Source organism: uncultured Rhodospira sp. (assembly GCF_937138205.1).
GTDB lineage: Bacteria > Pseudomonadota > Alphaproteobacteria > Rhodospirillales > Rhodospirillaceae > Rhodospira.
Window position 1 is genome coordinate 1 of record NZ_CAKZOT010000046.1, and the last position, 16,507, is coordinate 16,507.

General features: G+C 65.7%; 11 protein-coding genes and 1 tRNA gene. All 12 read right to left on the bottom strand.

What is annotated here, in order from left to right:
• Positions 1-106 precede the first annotated feature (106 nt).
• Positions 107-2,185 (bottom strand): elongation factor G, encoded by a 2,079-nt coding sequence (fusA, locus tag Q0309_RS05760; protein WP_299438395.1) that lies wholly within the window; start codon positions 2,183-2,185, stop codon positions 107-109.
• Positions 2,186-2,245: 60 nt separating this feature from the next.
• The gene (gene rpsG, locus Q0309_RS05765; protein WP_299438397.1) at positions 2,246-2,716 is read right to left on the bottom strand and encodes a 30S ribosomal protein S7; all 471 of its coding nucleotides are present in this window, start codon (positions 2,714-2,716) and stop codon (positions 2,246-2,248) included.
• A gap of 12 nt (positions 2,717-2,728) precedes the next feature.
• Positions 2,729-3,100 carry a 30S ribosomal protein S12 gene (gene rpsL / locus Q0309_RS05770; RefSeq protein ID WP_299438399.1) on the bottom strand — a complete coding sequence of 124 codons (372 nt, stop codon included), beginning with the start codon at positions 3,098-3,100 and terminating at the stop codon, positions 2,729-2,731.
• A gap of 479 nt (positions 3,101-3,579) precedes the next feature.
• The gene (gene rpoC / locus Q0309_RS05775; protein ID WP_299438400.1) at positions 3,580-7,806 is read right to left on the bottom strand and encodes a DNA-directed RNA polymerase subunit beta'; all 4,227 of its coding nucleotides are present in this window, start codon (positions 7,804-7,806) and stop codon (positions 3,580-3,582) included.
• Between the two features lie 124 nt (positions 7,807-7,930).
• Positions 7,931-12,112, bottom strand: a complete 4,182-nt coding sequence (rpoB, locus tag Q0309_RS05780) for a DNA-directed RNA polymerase subunit beta (RefSeq protein WP_299438401.1) — start codon at positions 12,110-12,112, stop codon at positions 7,931-7,933.
• Positions 12,113-12,362: 250 nt separating this feature from the next.
• Positions 12,363-12,749 carry a 50S ribosomal protein L7/L12 gene (gene rplL, locus Q0309_RS05785; RefSeq protein ID WP_299438403.1) on the bottom strand — a complete coding sequence of 129 codons (387 nt, stop codon included), beginning with the start codon at positions 12,747-12,749 and terminating at the stop codon, positions 12,363-12,365.
• A 66-nt stretch (positions 12,750-12,815) separates the two neighbouring features.
• Positions 12,816-13,343: a 50S ribosomal protein L10 gene (rplJ, locus tag Q0309_RS05790; RefSeq protein ID WP_299438405.1), complete on the bottom strand. Its 528-nt coding sequence runs from the start codon at positions 13,341-13,343 to the stop codon at positions 12,816-12,818.
• A 512-nt stretch (positions 13,344-13,855) separates the two neighbouring features.
• Complete coding sequence (rplA, locus tag Q0309_RS05795; RefSeq protein ID WP_299438407.1) at positions 13,856-14,560, bottom strand: 50S ribosomal protein L1; 705 nt, start codon at positions 14,558-14,560, stop codon at positions 13,856-13,858.
• A gap of 5 nt (positions 14,561-14,565) precedes the next feature.
• Positions 14,566-14,994 carry a 50S ribosomal protein L11 gene (gene rplK, locus Q0309_RS05800; RefSeq protein ID WP_299438409.1) on the bottom strand — a complete coding sequence of 143 codons (429 nt, stop codon included), beginning with the start codon at positions 14,992-14,994 and terminating at the stop codon, positions 14,566-14,568.
• Between the two features lie 134 nt (positions 14,995-15,128).
• Complete coding sequence (nusG, locus tag Q0309_RS05805) at positions 15,129-15,659, bottom strand: transcription termination/antitermination protein NusG (protein ID WP_299438411.1); 531 nt, start codon at positions 15,657-15,659, stop codon at positions 15,129-15,131.
• A gap of 6 nt (positions 15,660-15,665) precedes the next feature.
• Positions 15,666-15,863 carry a preprotein translocase subunit SecE gene (secE, locus tag Q0309_RS05810; RefSeq protein ID WP_299438413.1) on the bottom strand — a complete coding sequence of 66 codons (198 nt, stop codon included), beginning with the start codon at positions 15,861-15,863 and terminating at the stop codon, positions 15,666-15,668.
• Positions 15,864-16,081: 218 nt separating this feature from the next.
• Positions 16,082-16,157, bottom strand: a tRNA-Trp gene (locus Q0309_RS05815).
• Between the last annotated feature and the right edge of the window lie 350 nt (positions 16,158-16,507).

Sequence of the window (16,507 nt, forward strand, 5' to 3'; positions counted from 1 at the left end):
CGATCGTCCCCACGTTGCAGTGCGGCTTGCTGCGGTCAAACTTTTCCTTCGCCATTCTCTCTGGTCTCCGTTCGCACGGTCGGTGTGTCGTTGCACGTCGGCGGCGTCAGCCCGCCATCTTCGCCTTGATTTCCTCGGACACGTTGCTCGGCACCTCGGCGTAGTGGTCGAAGTGCATCGTGTACTGGGCCCGCCCCTGGCTCATCGAGCGCAGGGTGTTGACATACCCGAACATGTTGGCCAGGGGAACCGCCGCCGAGACGACGCGCGCGTTGCCGCGCTGGTCCATGCCCGAAACGTTGCCGCGCCGGCTGTTCAGGTCGCCGATGATGTCGCCCATGTACTCCTCGGGCGTCACCACCTCAACCTTCATCATCGGTTCCAGCAGCTTCGGACCCGCCTTCGGCATCCCCTCGCGGAAGGCCGCGCGGGCGGCGATCTCGAACGCCATGACGCTGGAGTCCACGTCGTGGTAGGCCCCGTCGATCAGCGTGGCCTTGAAGTCGGTGCACGGGAAGCCGACGATCACGCCACTGTCGATGCTGGAGCGCAACCCCTTCTCGACGCCGGGGATGTATTCCTTCGGCACCGAGCCGCCGACGATGGTGCTTTCAAACTCAAAGCCCGAGCCCGGCTCCAGCGGCGTGAAGGTGACCTTGATGCGGGCGAACTGACCGGACCCGCCGCTCTGCTTCTTGTGGGTGTAGTCGACGGTGTATTCCTTGGAGATGGTCTCGCGGTAGGCCACCTGCGGCGCGCCGACATTGGCGTCGACCTTGAACTCGCGTTTCAGACGATCGACGATAATCTCCAGGTGCAGCTCGCCCATGCCCTTGATGACCGTCTGGCCGCTCTCGACGTCGGTCGAGACCCGGAAGGACGGATCCTCGGCGGCCAGGCGCGCCAGCGCCATGCCCATCTTTTCCATGTCGGCCTTGGTGCGCGGCTCGACCGCGACCTCGATGACCGGATCGGGGAACTCCATGCGCTCCAGCACCACCGGTTTGGCCGGATCGCACAGGGTATCGCCCGTCGTGGTCTCCTTCAGGCCGACCACGGCGACGATGTCGCCGGCCGAGGCCCACTTAATCTCCTCACGGTTGTTGGAGTGCATCAGCAGCATCCGGCCAACGCGCTCGCGCTTGCCCTTGACCGTGTTGAGAACGTAGGAGCCGCTCTCGATGGTGCCCGAGTAGATGCGCGCGAAGGTCAGCGAGCCCACGAACGGGTCGTTCATGATCTTGAAGGCCAGAGCCGCGAACGGTGCCTGGTCGTCGGCCGGACGTTCGGCCGGCGTGTCGCTGTCCGGCAGCACGCCCTTGATGGCCGGCACATCGAACGGCGACGGCATGAACTCCACCACCGCGTCCAGCAGCGTCTGCACGCCTTTGTTCTTGAACGCCGAGCCGCACAGCACGGGCACGAACATCTGGTTGATGGTGCCCTTGCGGATGCAGGCCTTGAGCGTCTCCTCGTCGGGCTCGTTGCCCTCCAGATAGGCCTCCATGGCGTCGTCGTCGGCCTCGACCGCCGTCTCGATCAGGGCTTCGCGCAGTTCCTGGGCCTTGTCCTGGAGGTCGGCCGGAATATCGACGTAGTCGAACTTGGCGCCCAGATCCTCGCCGTGCCAGATGACCCCCTTCATCTTCACCAGATCGACCACGCCGGCGAAATCGCTTTCCACGCCGATCGGCATGTTGAGCACCAGCGGGCGCGCGCCCAGTCGGTCAACGATCATATCGACGCAGCGATAGAAGTCGGAGCCCATGCGATCCATCTTGTTGACGAAGCACATGCGCGGCACGCCGTACTTGTCGGCCTGGCGCCAGACCGTCTCGGACTGCGGCTCGACACCGGCCACCGAGTCGAACACCGCCACCGCGCCGTCCAGCACGCGCAACGAGCGCTCCACCTCAATGGTGAAGTCCACGTGCCCCGGGGTGTCGATGATGTTGACGCGATGGTCCTTCCAGAACGCCGTCGTGGCCGCCGACGTGATGGTGATGCCGCGTTCCTGCTCCTGCTCCATCCAGTCCATGGTGGCGTTGCCGTCGTGCACCTCGCCGATTTTGTGCGACTTGCCCGTGTAGTACAGGATTCGCTCGGTCGTGGTGGTCTTGCCGGCGTCGATATGCGCCATGATCCCGATGTTTCGGTAGCGCTCAATCGGGGTCTCGCGTTTCATCTCGGATTCCTCACGGGCCAGGACGGTGTGGGGCGCGGCTGGACGTCGTTGGGCTCTGGGTTACCAGCGGTAGTGGGAAAAGGCCTTGTTCGCCTCGGCCATGCGGTGGGTATCCTCGCGTTTCTTGACGGCGCCACCGCGATTGTTGGCGGCGTCCAGAAACTCCCCGGACAGGCGATCGACCATGGTCGTCTCGGAGCGCTTGCGGGCGAAGTCGATGATCCAGCGCAGGGCCAGCGCCTGCCGACGCTCCGGCCGCACCTCGACCGGCACCTGATACGTGGCACCACCAACCCGGCGCGAGCGCACTTCCAGCGCCGGCTTCACGTTATCAATGGCCTCGTGGAACATCTTCACGGGATCCTGGCTGGTCCGGGCGGCCATTTTGTCAAGCGCACCATAGACAATACGCTCGGCCACGGACTTCTTGCCCTCAAGCATGACCGCGTTGATGAACTTGGCCACGACCTTGTCGCCATACTTGGCGTCGGGCAAAACCTCGCGCTTGATGGCGGCACGACGACGGGACATCCTCGGGGCTCCTTACTTGGGACGCTTGGCGCCGTACTTCGAACGGCGCTGTTTCCGATCCTTCACGCCCTGGGTATCCAGGGTGCCACGGATGATGTGATACCGCACACCGGGCAGGTCCTTGACGCGCCCGCCACGGATCATCACCACCGAGTGCTCCTGAAGGTTATGCCCCTCACCCGGAATGTAGGAGGTCACCTCGAAGCCGTTGGTCAGGCGCACGCGCGCCACCTTACGAAGGGCCGAGTTCGGCTTCTTCGGCGTGGTGGTGTAGACCCGCGTGCACACACCGCGCTTCTGCGGGCAGGCCTGCATGGCCGGCACCTTGTTTCTTTTGATCTGCGGCGTCCGCGGCTTGCGGATCAACTGGTTGATCGTCGGCATCCAATACCCGTCCTTGCGTGATCTCGCTCACTCAGTCCAAGACACGACCTGTCGTCCTCGGCGGACCAATTTGGCCGGTCCGCCCAGCCCCTTTCAACACCCGCCCCCCAAGGCAAACGCGACGCGCCCGGATCGGGCGCGCCGGTACAAAAAAACCCGGGGGTCCTCGGACGAGAACCCCGAGTCGAGGGGAGAGGCCATCGGGCCCGGACATGAAACTGGCCCAAAGGCACGCGGTGGCGCGATTTTCATCCGCCTGCCGGCGCCTCGGGAGCGCGCATACTATGCATCCGCCCCCACCCCGTCAAGCCCGACAAACCAAAAATCGCCGGGCGACCCCACGCCGGACGCGAGACCAGGGCGGCGGTTGCGAAATCGCCCGCAACCGGCCGGCCGTGGGGCCGAAAAAGCCGGCGGCCGGGGCACCTGAAACGCCCCGACCGCGTTCGACTCGCTCGGCATCACGACCGCCGGACGACTCAATCCTCGCCGCCGGGCATCGGCAGGTCCCGGCCCTCGCCGGGGCCGCTTCCCTCTTCCGGCAGCGCGATGACCGTACCCCCACCGTCGAAGGCGTCGCCAACCTCCTCCGGCTGGTCGAGCGCCGGCGCCATGACCTTGTCCCGATCCGCCGCGATCTGACGGAACTGGTTCATCAGGGCGCCGGTGCCGGCCGGGATCAAACGGCCGACGATGACGTTTTCCTTCAGGCCCACCAGCCAGTCCTTCTTGCCGGCGGTGGCCGCCTCGGTCAGCACGCGGGTCGTTTCCTGGAACGAGGCCGCCGAGATGAAGGAATGCGTCTGCAGCGAGGCCTTGGTGATGCCCTGCAGCACCGGGTCACCCGTGGCCGGGCGCCCACCATCCTTGATGGCCTTGTCGTTCTCGGCGGCGAACTCCATGCGGTCGACCAGCTCGCCCACCAGGAAGGTGGTGTCGCCGGGTTCGCGCACCTCCACCTTCTGCAGCATCTGGCGGATGATGACCTCGATGTGCTTGTCGTTGATCTTCACGCCCTGCAACCGGTAGACGTCCTGGATCTCCTTGATCAGGTAGTCGGCCAGCGCCTCGACGCCCAGCACGCGCAGAATGTCGTGCGGCACCGGGTTGCCGTCCATCAGCGGGTCGCCCTTGCGGACGAAGTCGCCTTCCTGGACGGTCACATGCTTGCCCTTGGGCAGCAGGTATTCCATCTCGGTGCCATCCTCGGCGACCACGAGAATCCGCCGCTTGGACTTGTAGTCCTTGCCGAACTCGACGCGCCCGTCGATTTCGGCGATGACCGCGTGGTCCTTGGGCTTGCGGGCCTCGAACAGTTCGGCCACACGCGGCAGACCGCCGGTGATGTCGCGCGTCTTGGAGCCCTCGCGCGGGATGCGCGCCAGCACCTCGCCGGCCTTGACCCGCTGTCCGTGTTCCACCGACAGAATGGCGTCCACCGACATGAAGTAGCGCGCCTCCAGCCCGTTCTCGAGCGTGATGACCTCGCCCGCCTCATCCCGCAAGGTGATGCGCGGCTTCAGGTCGCCCGAACGCGGCTGCGAGCGCCAGTCGATCACGACACGGGACGAGATCCCGGTCGCCTCGTCCGTGACCTCGCGCATCGAGACATTGTCGATCAGGTCGACGTAGTTCGCGATGCCCTCCTTCTCGGTGACGATTGGCAGCGTGTACGGGTCCCACTCCGCCAGGCGGGTGCCCTTGGCGATCGTCTGACCCTCGTCCACCAGCAGGCGGGCACCGTACGGAATGCGGTGGCGCGCCTTTTCGCGGCCGAGTTCGTCGGCCAGCACGACCTCCAGGTTGCGGGCCATGACCACCAGGGTGCCGCCCTCCGACGTCACCACCTGCCGGTTCTCGATCTTGACGATGGCGTCGAAGGCCGCGTCCACGCTGGACTGCTCGGCACCACGCTGGGCGGCGCCGCCGATGTGGAAGGTGCGCATGGTCAGCTGCGTGCCCGGCTCACCGATCGACTGGGCGGCGATCACGCCGACGGACTCGCCCATGTTCACGGGCGTGCCGCGCGCCAGGTCGCGACCGTAGCACGCGGCGCAAATGCCGCGCTCGGCCTCGCAGGTCAGCACCGAACGGATTCGCACCTGTTCGACGCCGGCCTGAACCAGCTTCTCGACGTCGGCTTCCACGACCAAGTGGTTGCGCGGCAGCAGCAACTGGCCGTTGTTGTCCAGCACCTCTTCCGCCGTGGTCCGGCCGAGCACGCGTTCGCCCAACGAGACGATGATCTCGCCGCCGTCCACCACCGGATTGACGGTGATACCCTGGGTAGTGCCGCAGTCGTCCTCGCAGATGATGGCGTCCTGCGCCACGTCCACAAGACGCCGCGTCAGGTAACCCGAGTTGGCCGTCTTCAACGCCGTATCGGCCAGACCCTTCCGAGCACCGTGGGTGGAGTTGAAGTACTCCAGCACGGTCAGGCCTTCCTTGAAGTTCGACACGATCGGCGTCTCGATGATCGAGCCGTCCGGCTTGGCCATCAGGCCACGCATTCCGGCCAGCTGCTTCATCTGCGCGGGCGAGCCACGGGCGCCGGAGTGGGCCATCATATAGACGGAGTTGATCGGCTTGCCCGGTTCGAGCTTGGCGATCTCCTTCATCATCTCCTCGGCCACCCGGTCGGTGCAGTGCGCCCAGGCGTCGATGACCTTGTTGTACTTCTCGCCCTGGGTGATCAGGCCCTCGAGGTACTGGTGCTCGAACTCCTTCACCTGGGCCTCGGTCTCCGCCACCAGGGTCTCCTTGCTGGCGGGGATCACGAGATCGTCCTTGCCAAAGGAAATGCCGGCGCGCGCCGCCTGGCCGTAGCCCAGCGTCATGATGCGGTCGCAGAAGATCACCGTCTCCTTCTGGCCGCAGTGGCGATAGACGGTATCGATGACGTCCTGCAGGTCTTTCTTCCGCAGCAGACGGTTGATGACCGAGAACGGCACGTTGCGGTCGCGCGGCAGCAGTTCATGGATGCGCAGGCGCCCCGGCGTGGTCTCGACCACCATCTGCCGGCGCTCGCCGGTGTCGTCCACCGTGTCGATGCGGCACTTGATGCGCGCGTGCAGGGCCACGCGGCCATGATACAGGGCGTGATCCATCTCCTGCAGGCTGCCGAAGACCATGCCCTCGCCGGTCTCGCCCTCGCGCTCCATCGAGAGGTAGTACAAGCCGAGAACGATGTCCTGCGTCGGCACGATGATCGGCTTGCCGTTGGCCGGGCTGAGGATGTTGTTGGTCGACATCATCAGCACGCGCGCCTCAAGCTGCGCCTCCAGCGACAGCGGCACGTGCACGGCCATCTGGTCACCGTCGAAGTCGGCGTTGAACGCCGTGCAGACCAGCGGGTGAAGCTGGATCGCCTTGCCCTCGATCAGCACCGGTTCGAACGCCTGGATGCCCAGGCGGTGCAGCGTCGGCGCGCGGTTGAGCATGACCGGATGTTCGCGGATCACCTCTTCGAGGATGTCCCACACCTCCGGCCGCTCCTTCTCCACCATCCGCTTGGCGGCCTTGATGGTGGTCGCGTAGCCGTACAGCTCCAGTTTCGAATAGACGAAGGGCTTGAACAGCTCCAACGCCATCTTCTTGGGCAGGCCGCACTGGTGAAGTTTCAACTCGGGACCGACCACGATCACCGAACGGCCGGAGTAGTCCACGCGCTTGCCCAGCAGGTTCTGGCGGAAGCGGCCCTGCTTGCCCTTCAGCATGTCGGACAGCGACTTCAGCGGCCGCTTGTTGGCGCCCGTGATCGCCCGGCCACGCCGGCCGTTGTCGAACAGGGCGTCCACGGACTCCTGCAACATCCGCTTTTCGTTGCGGATGATGATGTCCGGTGCCCGCAGTTCGATCAGCCGCTTCAGGCGGTTGTTGCGGTTGATGACGCGGCGGTACAGATCGTTCAGGTCGGACGTGGCGAAGCGGCCGCCGTCCAGCGGCACCAGCGGCCGCAGTTCCGGCGGGATCACCGGCACCACGTCGAGGATCATCCACTCCGGCCGGGTGTCCGACTCCATGAACGCCTCGACCAGCTTCAGGCGCTTGACCAGCTTCTTGCGCTTGGCCTCGGAGTTGGTCTCCTTCAACTCGAAGCGCATGTCGTCGCGCAGCGCCGCCAGGTCGATGTCCTGCAGCATTTCCTTCAGCGCCTCGGCGCCGATACCGGCGCGGAAGCCGTCCTCGCCGTACTCGTCGATGGCCCGCTGATAGGCCTCCTCGCTCAGCAGTTCGTTCTGCTTGAGCGGGGTCATGCCCGGTTCGACGACCACGTAGTTCTCGAAGTACAGGACCCGCTCCAGGTCCTTCAGCGTCATGTCCACCAGCAGGCCGATGCGGCTGGGCAGCGACTTCAGGAACCAGATGTGGGCCACCGGCGCGGCCAGCTGGATGTGCCCCATGCGCTCGCGGCGCACCTTGGACAGGGTGACCTCGACACCGCACTTCTCGCAGATGATGCCACGATACTTCATGCGCTTGTACTTGCCGCACAGGCACTCGTAGTCCTTGATGGGCCCGAAGATGCGGGCACAGAACAGGCCGTCGCGCTCGGGCTTGAACGTGCGGTAGTTGATGGTCTCCGGCTTCTTGATCTCGCCGTAGGACCAGGACAGGACCTTGTCGGGGCTGGCGATCGAAATCTTGATCTGGTCGAAGGACTGCGTGCCCTGAACCTGACCGAAGATCTTCATCAACTCGTTCATAACGCTTTCTCCGCTGGTTCGCGGGGGCGCCCCTGCGGTGGGGCCGCCCAAAATCGTGTCGGATGCGGACGCCGCGCCCGCCGCCGGTCCGCGGGGCGGACGGCGCGGCGCCAAAACCCCGGGGTTACACGCTGGACTGGTTCATTTCCACGTCCAGGCCCAGCGAGCGCATCTCCTTGACCAACACGTTGAAGGATTCGGGGATGCCGGCCTCGAACGCGTCGTCGCCGCGCACGATGGCCTCGTAGACCTTGGTGCGGCCGGCCACATCGTCCGACTTCACGGTCAGCATCTCCTGAAGCGTGTAGGCGGCGCCGTAGGCCTCCAGCGCCCAGACCTCCATCTCGCCGAAGCGCTGGCCGCCGAACTGCGCCTTGCCGCCCAGCGGCTGCTGGGTGACCAGCGAGTAGGGGCCGATGGAGCGGGCGTGGATCTTGTCGTCCACCAGGTGGTGCAACTTCAGCATATAGATGTAGCCGACCGTGACCGGGCGGTCGAACGCATCGCCCGTGCGCCCGTCGTACAACGTCACCTGCCCCGAGGCATCCAGGCCCGCCTTGCCGAGCATGTCGACGATATCCGGTTCGCGCGCGCCATCGAACACCGGCGTCGCGATCGGCACACCCGTCCGCAGGTTATCGGACAACTCCAGCAGGTCGTGTTCCTCCAGGTCGGCGATGGCGTCGTTATAGGACTCCTCGCCGTAAATGACTTGAAGGCGCTCGCGCAGGGCGTCGGTGTCGCCCGTGCCGTGACGCACCGCCTCCAGCATCTCATTGATCTGCTGGCCCAGGCCACGACAGGCCCAGCCCAGGTGCGTTTCCAGGATCTGCCCCACGTTCATGCGCGACGGCACGCCCAGCGGGTTGAGCACGATATCGACCGCCGTGCCGTCCTCCAGGTAGGGCATGTCCTCGATCGGATTGATCTTGGAGATCACGCCCTTGTTGCCGTGGCGGCCGGCCATCTTGTCGCCCGGCTGCAGCTTGCGCTTCACGGCGACGAAGACCTTGACCATCTTCAGCACGCCCGGCGGCAGTTCGTCACCGCGCTGCAGCTTTTCCACCTTGTCGTCGAAGCGCGCGTGGATGCGCTCGATGCTCTCCTCATAGGTCTTCTTGCGCGCCTCGACCTCGGCCATGACGGCCTCGTCGTCGACGGCGATCTGGCGCCACTGACCCGGCGTGAACTCGCTGAGCAACTCCTCGGTGACCTCACCTCCGGTTTTCATCCCCTTGGGACCGGACACGACGGTCTTGCCCAACAGGATTTCCTTGAGCTGGGCCGAGAAGCTGCCTTCCAGGATGGCCTTTTCGTCATCGCGGTCCTTGGCCAGGCGCTCGATCTCGGCGCGTTCGATGGCCAGCGCGCGTTCGTCCTTCTCGACACCGCGCCGGTTGAAGACCCGCACCTCGACCACGGTGCCCGTCACCCCCGGCGGCACGCGCAACGACGTATCGCGCACGTCGGACGCCTTCTCGCCGAAGATGGCGCGCAGCAGCTTTTCTTCCGGCGTCATCGGGCTTTCGCCCTTCGGCGTCACCTTGCCGACCAGGATATCGCCCGCCTGCACCTCGGCGCCGATGTAGACGATGCCGGCCTCGTCCATGTTCTTGAGGGCTTCCTCGCCGACGTTCGGGATGTCGCGCGTGATCTCCTCCTGGCCGAGCTTGGTGTCGCGGGCCATGACCTCGAACTCCTCGATATGGATCGAGGTGAAGACGTCATCGCGAACGATTCGCTCTGATATAAGGATGGAGTCCTCGAAGTTGTAGCCGTTCCACGGCATGAACGCGACCAGCACGTTCCGCCCCAGCGCCAGCTCGCCCAGGTCGGTCGAGGGCCCGTCGGCGATGATGTCACCCTTGGCCACCAGATCGCCCACCTTCACCAGCGGCCGCTGGTTGATGCAGGTGTTCTGGTTCGAGCGCTGGAACTTGCGCAGGCGGTAGATGTCGACGCCGGAGGCGGTGGCGTCGGTCTCCTGTGTGGCGCGAACCACGATGCGGGTGGCGTCCACCTGCTGTACGAAGCCGGCGCGCCGCGCGACGATGGTCGCCCCGGAATCGCGCGCCACCGCGCTTTCCATGCCGGTGCCGACGAACGGCGCCTCGGCGCGCACCAGGGGCACCGCCTGCCGCTGCATGTTCGAGCCCATGAGCGCGCGGTTGGCGTCGTCGTTCTCCAGGAACGGGATCAGCGCGGCGGCCACGGACACAAGCTGCTTGGGTGAGACGTCGATCAGGTCCACCTTGGACGGGTCGACCATCTCGTAGTCGCCGGCGTGACGGGCACTGACCAGATCGGACACAAAGCGGCCGTTCTCGTCCAGTTCGGCGTTGGCCTGGGCGACGGTGTGCTTGCCCTCCTCCATCGCCGACATATAGATGACCTCGTCGGTCACCTGCCGATCCACGACGCGGCGGTACGGGCTTTCGATGAAGCCGTACTGGTTGACGCGGGCGAAGGTCGCCAGGCTGTTGATCAGGCCGATGTTCGGGCCTTCCGGCGTTTCAATGGGGCAGATGCGGCCGTAGTGCGTGGGGTGCACGTCGCGCACCTCAAAGCCGGCGCGCTCGCGCGTCAGACCACCCGGCCCCAGGGCCGACAGGCGCCGCTTGTGCGTCACCTCCGACAGCGGGTTGGTCTGGTCCATGAACTGCGACAGCTGCGACGAGCCGAAGAACTCGCGCACCGCCGCCGCCGCCGGCTTGGCGTTGATCAGGTCGTGCGGCATGACGGTGTCGATGTCCACGGCGCTCATGCGCTCGCGGATGGCGCGTTCCATGCGCAGCAGACCGACGCGGTACTGGTTCTCCATCAACTCGCCAACCGAGCGGACACGGCGGTTGCCGAGGTGGTCGATATCGTCCACCTCGCCGCGGCCGTCTTTCATCTCCACCAACAGGCGGATGATCTCCACGATATCCGCCTTGCGCAGCACCCGCATGGTGTCCGGCACGTCATCATTGGAGAAGCCCAGGCGGGCGTTCATCTTGACGCGGCCGACCGCCGACAGGTCATAGCGCTCGGAATCGAAGAACAGGCCCTTGAACAGCGCGTCGGCGGTTTCCAGGGTCGGCGGCTCGCCCGGGCGCATGACGCGATAGATGTCGATCAGCGCCTCTTCCCGCGAGGTATTCTTGTCGACCGCGAGCGTGTTGCGGATGTACGGCCCGACGTTGACGTGGTCGATGTGCAGGACCTTCAACTCGGTCACGCCGGCCTTTTCCATCTCGGCCAGCATGTCCTCGGTCAGCTCATCACCGGCCTCGGCGAAGACCTCACCGGTCTCCTCGTTGATCATGTCCTCGGCGGCGTACCGGCCCACCAGCTCCTCGGCGAACACACGCTGGCTGGTCATGCCCTCCTCGACCAGCTTGCGGGCCGAGCGCGGCGTGACCTTGGCGCCCGCCTCCATCTTGACCTCGCCGGTGTCGGCGTCGACCAGATCGTGCATCAGCTTGACGCCGCGCATCCGGTCAGGCTCAAACGGAATCTTCCAGCCCTTCTCGTCGCGCGCGAAGGTCAGGGTATCGTAGTAGTAGTTGAGGATCTCCTCGGGCGTCATGCCCTGGATCTCGAGCAGGTCCACGCCCTTGTTCTCGGCCGCGCGCTCGGCCCGCAACGCCTCTGTCGCACTTCCCTCCAGCGCGTACAGCAGGGTCGTCACCGGCAGCTTGCGGCGCCGGTCGATGCGCACATAGACGAGATCCTTGGCGTCGAACTCGAAGTCCAGCCACGAGCCGCGATACGGGATCACGCGGGCGGCGAACAGGAACTTGCCGGACGAGTGCGTCTTGCCTTTGTCGTGGTCGAAGAACACGCCGGGCGAGCGGTGCATCTGCGAGACGATGACGCGCTCGGTGCCGTTGATGATGAAGGTGCCGTTGGACGTCATCAGCGGCATGTCGCCCATGTAGACGTCCTGCTCCTTGATGTCGCGGATGGAGCGGGCACCCGTCTCCTCGTCCACGTCCCAGACGAGCAGGCGCAGCGTCACCTTGAGCGGCGCGGCGAAGGTCATGCCGCGCTGCTGGCACTCGTCGACGTCATACTTGGGCGGCTCCAGGTCATAGCCGACGAATTCCAGTTCCCCCTTGCCGGCAAAGTCGCGGATGGGGAACACGGACTTCAGCACCTCCTGAAGGCCGCTGTCGGTGCGTTCGGCGGCCGTCAGGCCAACCTGGAGGAACTGATCGTAGCTGCTTTTCTGCACCTCGATCAGGTTGGGCATGGGGGCCACGGTGGAGATACGCCCAAAGTCCTTGCGGACCCGCCTCCGACTTGTCAACGACTTGGTCATTGCCGCTCCTTACCTGCTGTCCTGCCGAACGTCCGCGTGGCACCGGTTGCCCCCGGCCGGTTCCCATTCCCGCGCCCATTGTGGTCTTGGGCGTCGTCTTGTTGTCTTGGGCGACGCAACACCCGCGTCGACCCGGCGTCGGCCCGGCTCCCCATCCGAATGCCGACACCACAAACGCCCGAAAGCCGGGGGGACACCCGCCGTCCCCCCGGCCCACGGACGATCCTGAATCGGTACACCCACGCGAGGCTTACTTCACCTCGACGGTGGCGCCGACCTCTTCCAGCTTCTTCTTCAGCGCCTCGGCCTCGTCCTTGGGCACGGCTTCCTTCACGGGCTTCGGCGCGCCTTCGACCAGTTCCTTGGCTTCCTTCAGGCCCAGGCCGGTGATGGCGCGGACTTCCTTGATGACGTTGATCTTCTTCTCGCCGGCCGCGGCCAGGATGACGTCGAACTCCGTCTTCTCTTCCTCGGCCGGGGCAGCCTCGCCACCGCCGCCAGCGGCGGCGACACCGGCCACGGCCACAGGCGCGGCCGCGGACACGCCCCACTTCTCTTCCAGCATCTTGGACAGCTCGGCGGCTTCCAGGACGGTCAGGGCGGACAGTTCGTCCACCAGCTTTTCGAGATCAGCCATTGTACTTTGCTCCTCGTCGGATCGACTTGAACGGTTTGGGGTCTGTCGGAATGGGGATTACGGCGATCACGCCGCCTCGCCCTCGGCATTGGCATCGGCATAGGCCCTGAGCACCCGGGCGAGCTGCCCGGCCGGCGCCTGCGTGACGCTGGCCACCCGCTGCGCGGGCGTGGTGAGCAGACCCACAAGCTGGGCCCGCAGCTCATCAAGGGAGGGCATCTTGGCCAAAGCGCCAACGCCCTCGGCGTCGAGCACCCGGCCCTGCATGGACGCGCCCAGAATGACCAGCTTGTCGTTGGTCTTGGCGAAATCCACGCAGGCCTTGGCGGCCGCCACCGGATCGGCCGACGTGGCAATCGCCGTCGGGCCGGTGAACAGGTCGCTCAATCCCTCGAAGTCCGTGCCGTCCAGAGCGAGTCGGGTGATCCGGTTCTTGGTGACACGGAACCGTGCCCCAGCCTCGCGCACCTTGCCGCGAAGCGCCTCCATCTGCGCCACCGTCAGACCCTGGTAGTGGGTGACGATGCAGACGGTGGACTCCCCGAACTCGGCCCGCAGGCTGTCCACGAGATCCTTTTTTTCGTCTCGGTTCACATCCGTCTCCGCTGACTGGGTCCGTGTTACGAGCCGACCCCGACCCGAAGGTCCAAGGCCGCACCCGCGCCACGAACGCGGTTGTCCTCGCGTCCGCGTCGCCGGACCCATTCCCCGCCCCGACATGTCGCCATGCCGGAACACCCGGGGGCCGGATCCCGCGTGTCGCGGGGTCGCGGGACCTGCCCACGGAAAGTTCAAGCCGTTCCGCCGAGGACCCGGCGCCCCCGCCCCGAATGATCCGGCACGGCAACACCCGACCCTGTGCGGTCGAACACTCAACCCTTCCCGTCTGCGCGGGCGGGAACCTTTCCCTTCAAGGCCCGGCGGCCCGCGAACGGACCCCGGACCACCCACGGTCTCGGACAGGCTTGGAGCGATGCGCGGCACAGCCGCCCGTCGCTCCGTTTCCGATCCGCACCATGCCCACGGGGCACGGCCCGGACCGAACCATCCGCCGGTGCCGGGCCACGCGACCCGGTCCGGCAAACCAATTGCGCGGCCGCCCTGCCCTACGGCATCTGGGTGGCGACCGAGGCGACATTGACCCGCAGACCCGGGCCCATCGTCGAACTCAGCGAAATCTTCTTGACATAGGTGCCCTTGGCACCCGTCGGCTTGGCCTTGACGATGGCATCGACGAAGGCGTGGATGTTCTCGGCCAGCTGCTCGTCGGAGAAGCTGACGCGGCCCACGCCGCCGTGGATGAGGCCCGCCTTCTCGACGCGGAACTGCACCTGACCGGCCTTGGCCGCCTTGATGGCCTCGGCCACGTTCGGCGTCACCGTGCCCAGCTTCGGGTTCGGCATCATGCCGCGCGGACCCAGGATCTTACCCAGGCGACCGACGACGCCCATCATGTCCGGCGTGGCGATGCAGCGGTCGAAGTTGATATTGCCCGCCTGCACCTCCTGCATCAGGTCCTCGGCGCCGACGACATCGGCGCCGGCGGCCTTCGCCTCCTCGGCCTTGTCGGCCTTGGCGAACACAGCCACCCGCACGGTCTTGCCGGTCCCGTGCGGCAGCGAGACGACGCCGCGCACCATCTGGTCGGCATGACGCGGGTCGACGCCCAGATTCATGGCCACTTCGACCGTCTCGTCGAATTTCGCCGAGGCGCGGGCCTTGATGGCCTTCACCGCTTCCGCGAGGTCCAACCCAACATTCGGGTCCAGGCCCTCATAGGCCGCGCGCAGTCGCTTTCCGGTTTTTGCCATGGTCCCTACTCCTCCACGCTCAGGCCCATGGACGAGGCCGAGCCCTTCACCATTTCCATCGCCGCCTCGACGGTCGGACAATTCAGGTCCGGCATCTTCTGCTGGGCGATCTCGCGCACCTGCTCCAGCGTCACGGAGCCAATGGTGCCGCGTCCGGGCGTCTGCGTGCCCTTCTGCACGCCGGCCGCCTTCTTCAGGAAGTAGCTGACGGGCGGCGTCTTGGTGATGAACGTGAAGGACCGATCACCGTAGGCCGTGATGACCACCGGAATCGGCATCCCCGGTTCCATGTTCTGTGTGGCCGCGTTGAAGGCCTTGCAGAACTCCATGATGTTCAGGCCGCGCTGGCCCAGCGCCGGACCCACGGGCGGCGACGGTTTGGCGCCGCCGGCCGGAATCTGGAGCTTGATGTACCCGACAATCTTTTTCGCCATGATATCCTCGGCTTGTTATCCCGCAGACGCGGGGTCCAAGGGGCGTGGTACGGACCCCGTGGACTTCCGGGGCATCCTCCCACGCGTGAACGGCCACCGGCCGCGAGGGCCGGGGCCGCAACGGAAAACGGTCGTCAGAGCTTCTCGACCTGAGAGAACTCCAGCTCGACCGGGGTGGAGCGGCCGAAAATCGACACCGACACCTTCAGGCGCGCGCGCTCGTCGTCCACGTCCTCGACCAGGCCGTTGAACGACGCGAACGGCCCATCGGCCACCCGCACCTGTTCGCCGATCTCGAACGTGATGGACGGCTTGGGTCGCTCGATGCCCTCCTGCACTTGGTGCAGGATGTGCGCGACCTCCTTCTCGGAAATCGGCGCCGGGCGCCCACGACCGCCCAGGAACCCGGTCACCTTGGCCGTGTTGGTCACCAAGTGCCAACTCTCGTCGGTCAGCGCCATCTTCACCAGCACATAGCCCGGAAAGAACTTCCGTTCGGCATTGACCTTGGCGCCGCGGCGAACCTCGACAACCTCCTCGGTCGGCACCAGGACCTCCTCGAACAGTTCTTCCATGCCCTTCTGGGCGGCCTGCTCACGGATCGACTGCGCCACCTTGTTCTCGAATCCGGAATAGACGTGGATGACATACCACCGGGCATCCATGCCTTGTTACCCTCCCAGACCGAATATAAGCTGGACACCCCAGGCGAGAATCTGATCCACGACGAAGAAAAAGATCGCCGCCAGAAACACCATAATGAAGACCATCAGAGTCGAAATGCCCGTTTCCTTGCGAGACGGCCACGTGACTTTCGCCAGCTCCTGGCGAACCTGCCTTACGAACTGGCCGGGGTTTGTCTTTGCCATGTTGTCGTTTAACTCGTCCGCATCCGGTTCCCGCCGCGTTGGGCGCCTCGCCCCGGCCACTTCGCCGAGACACCACCATCCCCGAGATCACGCCCGGGTCGCCCCCGCATCCGCATCCTTCCGCCCGCATCCTGACGGGGTCATCGGGCCGCCGGATACCCACGCTATGACTCGTCGCGCGACGACCACTACGCCCTGACGTCGCGCCTTGTTGGCCTTGGCAGGGGCGGCAGGACTTGAACCCGCAACCCCCGGTTTTGGAGACCGGTGCTCTACCAGTTGAGCTACACCCCTCCAGGGCCATGCGAGACGAGACCCAACGGCGACTGTCGTCACCGTCCCGAGCCCGTCTCCAGGCGCTCACAACCAGCGCGGCGCCCGGGTCATCTGGCAACGGGTCCCGATCCAGCCCCCTCGTACCAGGGGACAAACTTGGATCCGGTGATCCGGTGCGTGAGAGACCGTTGATCGGCGGAACACGGCGGCTGGCGACCCCACCCGACCGCCCGGGCGGAGCCGCATGGTTTAGCCGGGTTGACTGGCCGGATCAAGCCTTTTTCTGCCGCTGTGTCCACCAACAGTGCAAGAGCCGCCCGGCGCGGCGCGCGCCCCTCCCTACTCGATGATGTTGGCCACCACGCCGG

What these genes read in the sequence shown, in the direction of transcription:
- rpoB (WP_299438401.1), bottom strand. Translation starts at nt 12,112, where the DNA reads ATGACCAAGTCGTTGACAAGTCGGAGGCGGGTCCGCAAGGACTTTGGG.
- rpoC (WP_299438400.1), bottom strand. Translation starts at nt 7,806, where the DNA reads ATGAACGAGTTGATGAAGATCTTCGGTCAGGTTCAGGGCACGCAGTCC.
- fusA (WP_299438395.1), bottom strand. Translation starts at nt 2,185, where the DNA reads ATGAAACGCGAGACCCCGATTGAGCGCTACCGAAACATCGGGATCATG.
- secE (WP_299438413.1), bottom strand. Translation starts at nt 15,863, where the DNA reads ATGGCAAAGACAAACCCCGGCCAGTTCGTAAGGCAGGTTCGCCAGGAG.
- rpsL (WP_299438399.1), bottom strand. Translation starts at nt 3,100, where the DNA reads ATGCCGACGATCAACCAGTTGATCCGCAAGCCGCGGACGCCGCAGATC.
- rplK (WP_299438409.1), bottom strand. Translation starts at nt 14,994, where the DNA reads ATGGCGAAAAAGATTGTCGGGTACATCAAGCTCCAGATTCCGGCCGGC.
- rplL (WP_299438403.1), bottom strand. Translation starts at nt 12,749, where the DNA reads ATGGCTGATCTCGAAAAGCTGGTGGACGAACTGTCCGCCCTGACCGTC.
- nusG (WP_299438411.1), bottom strand. Translation starts at nt 15,659, where the DNA reads ATGGATGCCCGGTGGTATGTCATCCACGTCTATTCCGGATTCGAGAAC.
- rplA (WP_299438407.1), bottom strand. Translation starts at nt 14,560, where the DNA reads ATGGCAAAAACCGGAAAGCGACTGCGCGCGGCCTATGAGGGCCTGGAC.
- rpsG (WP_299438397.1), bottom strand. Translation starts at nt 2,716, where the DNA reads ATGTCCCGTCGTCGTGCCGCCATCAAGCGCGAGGTTTTGCCCGACGCC.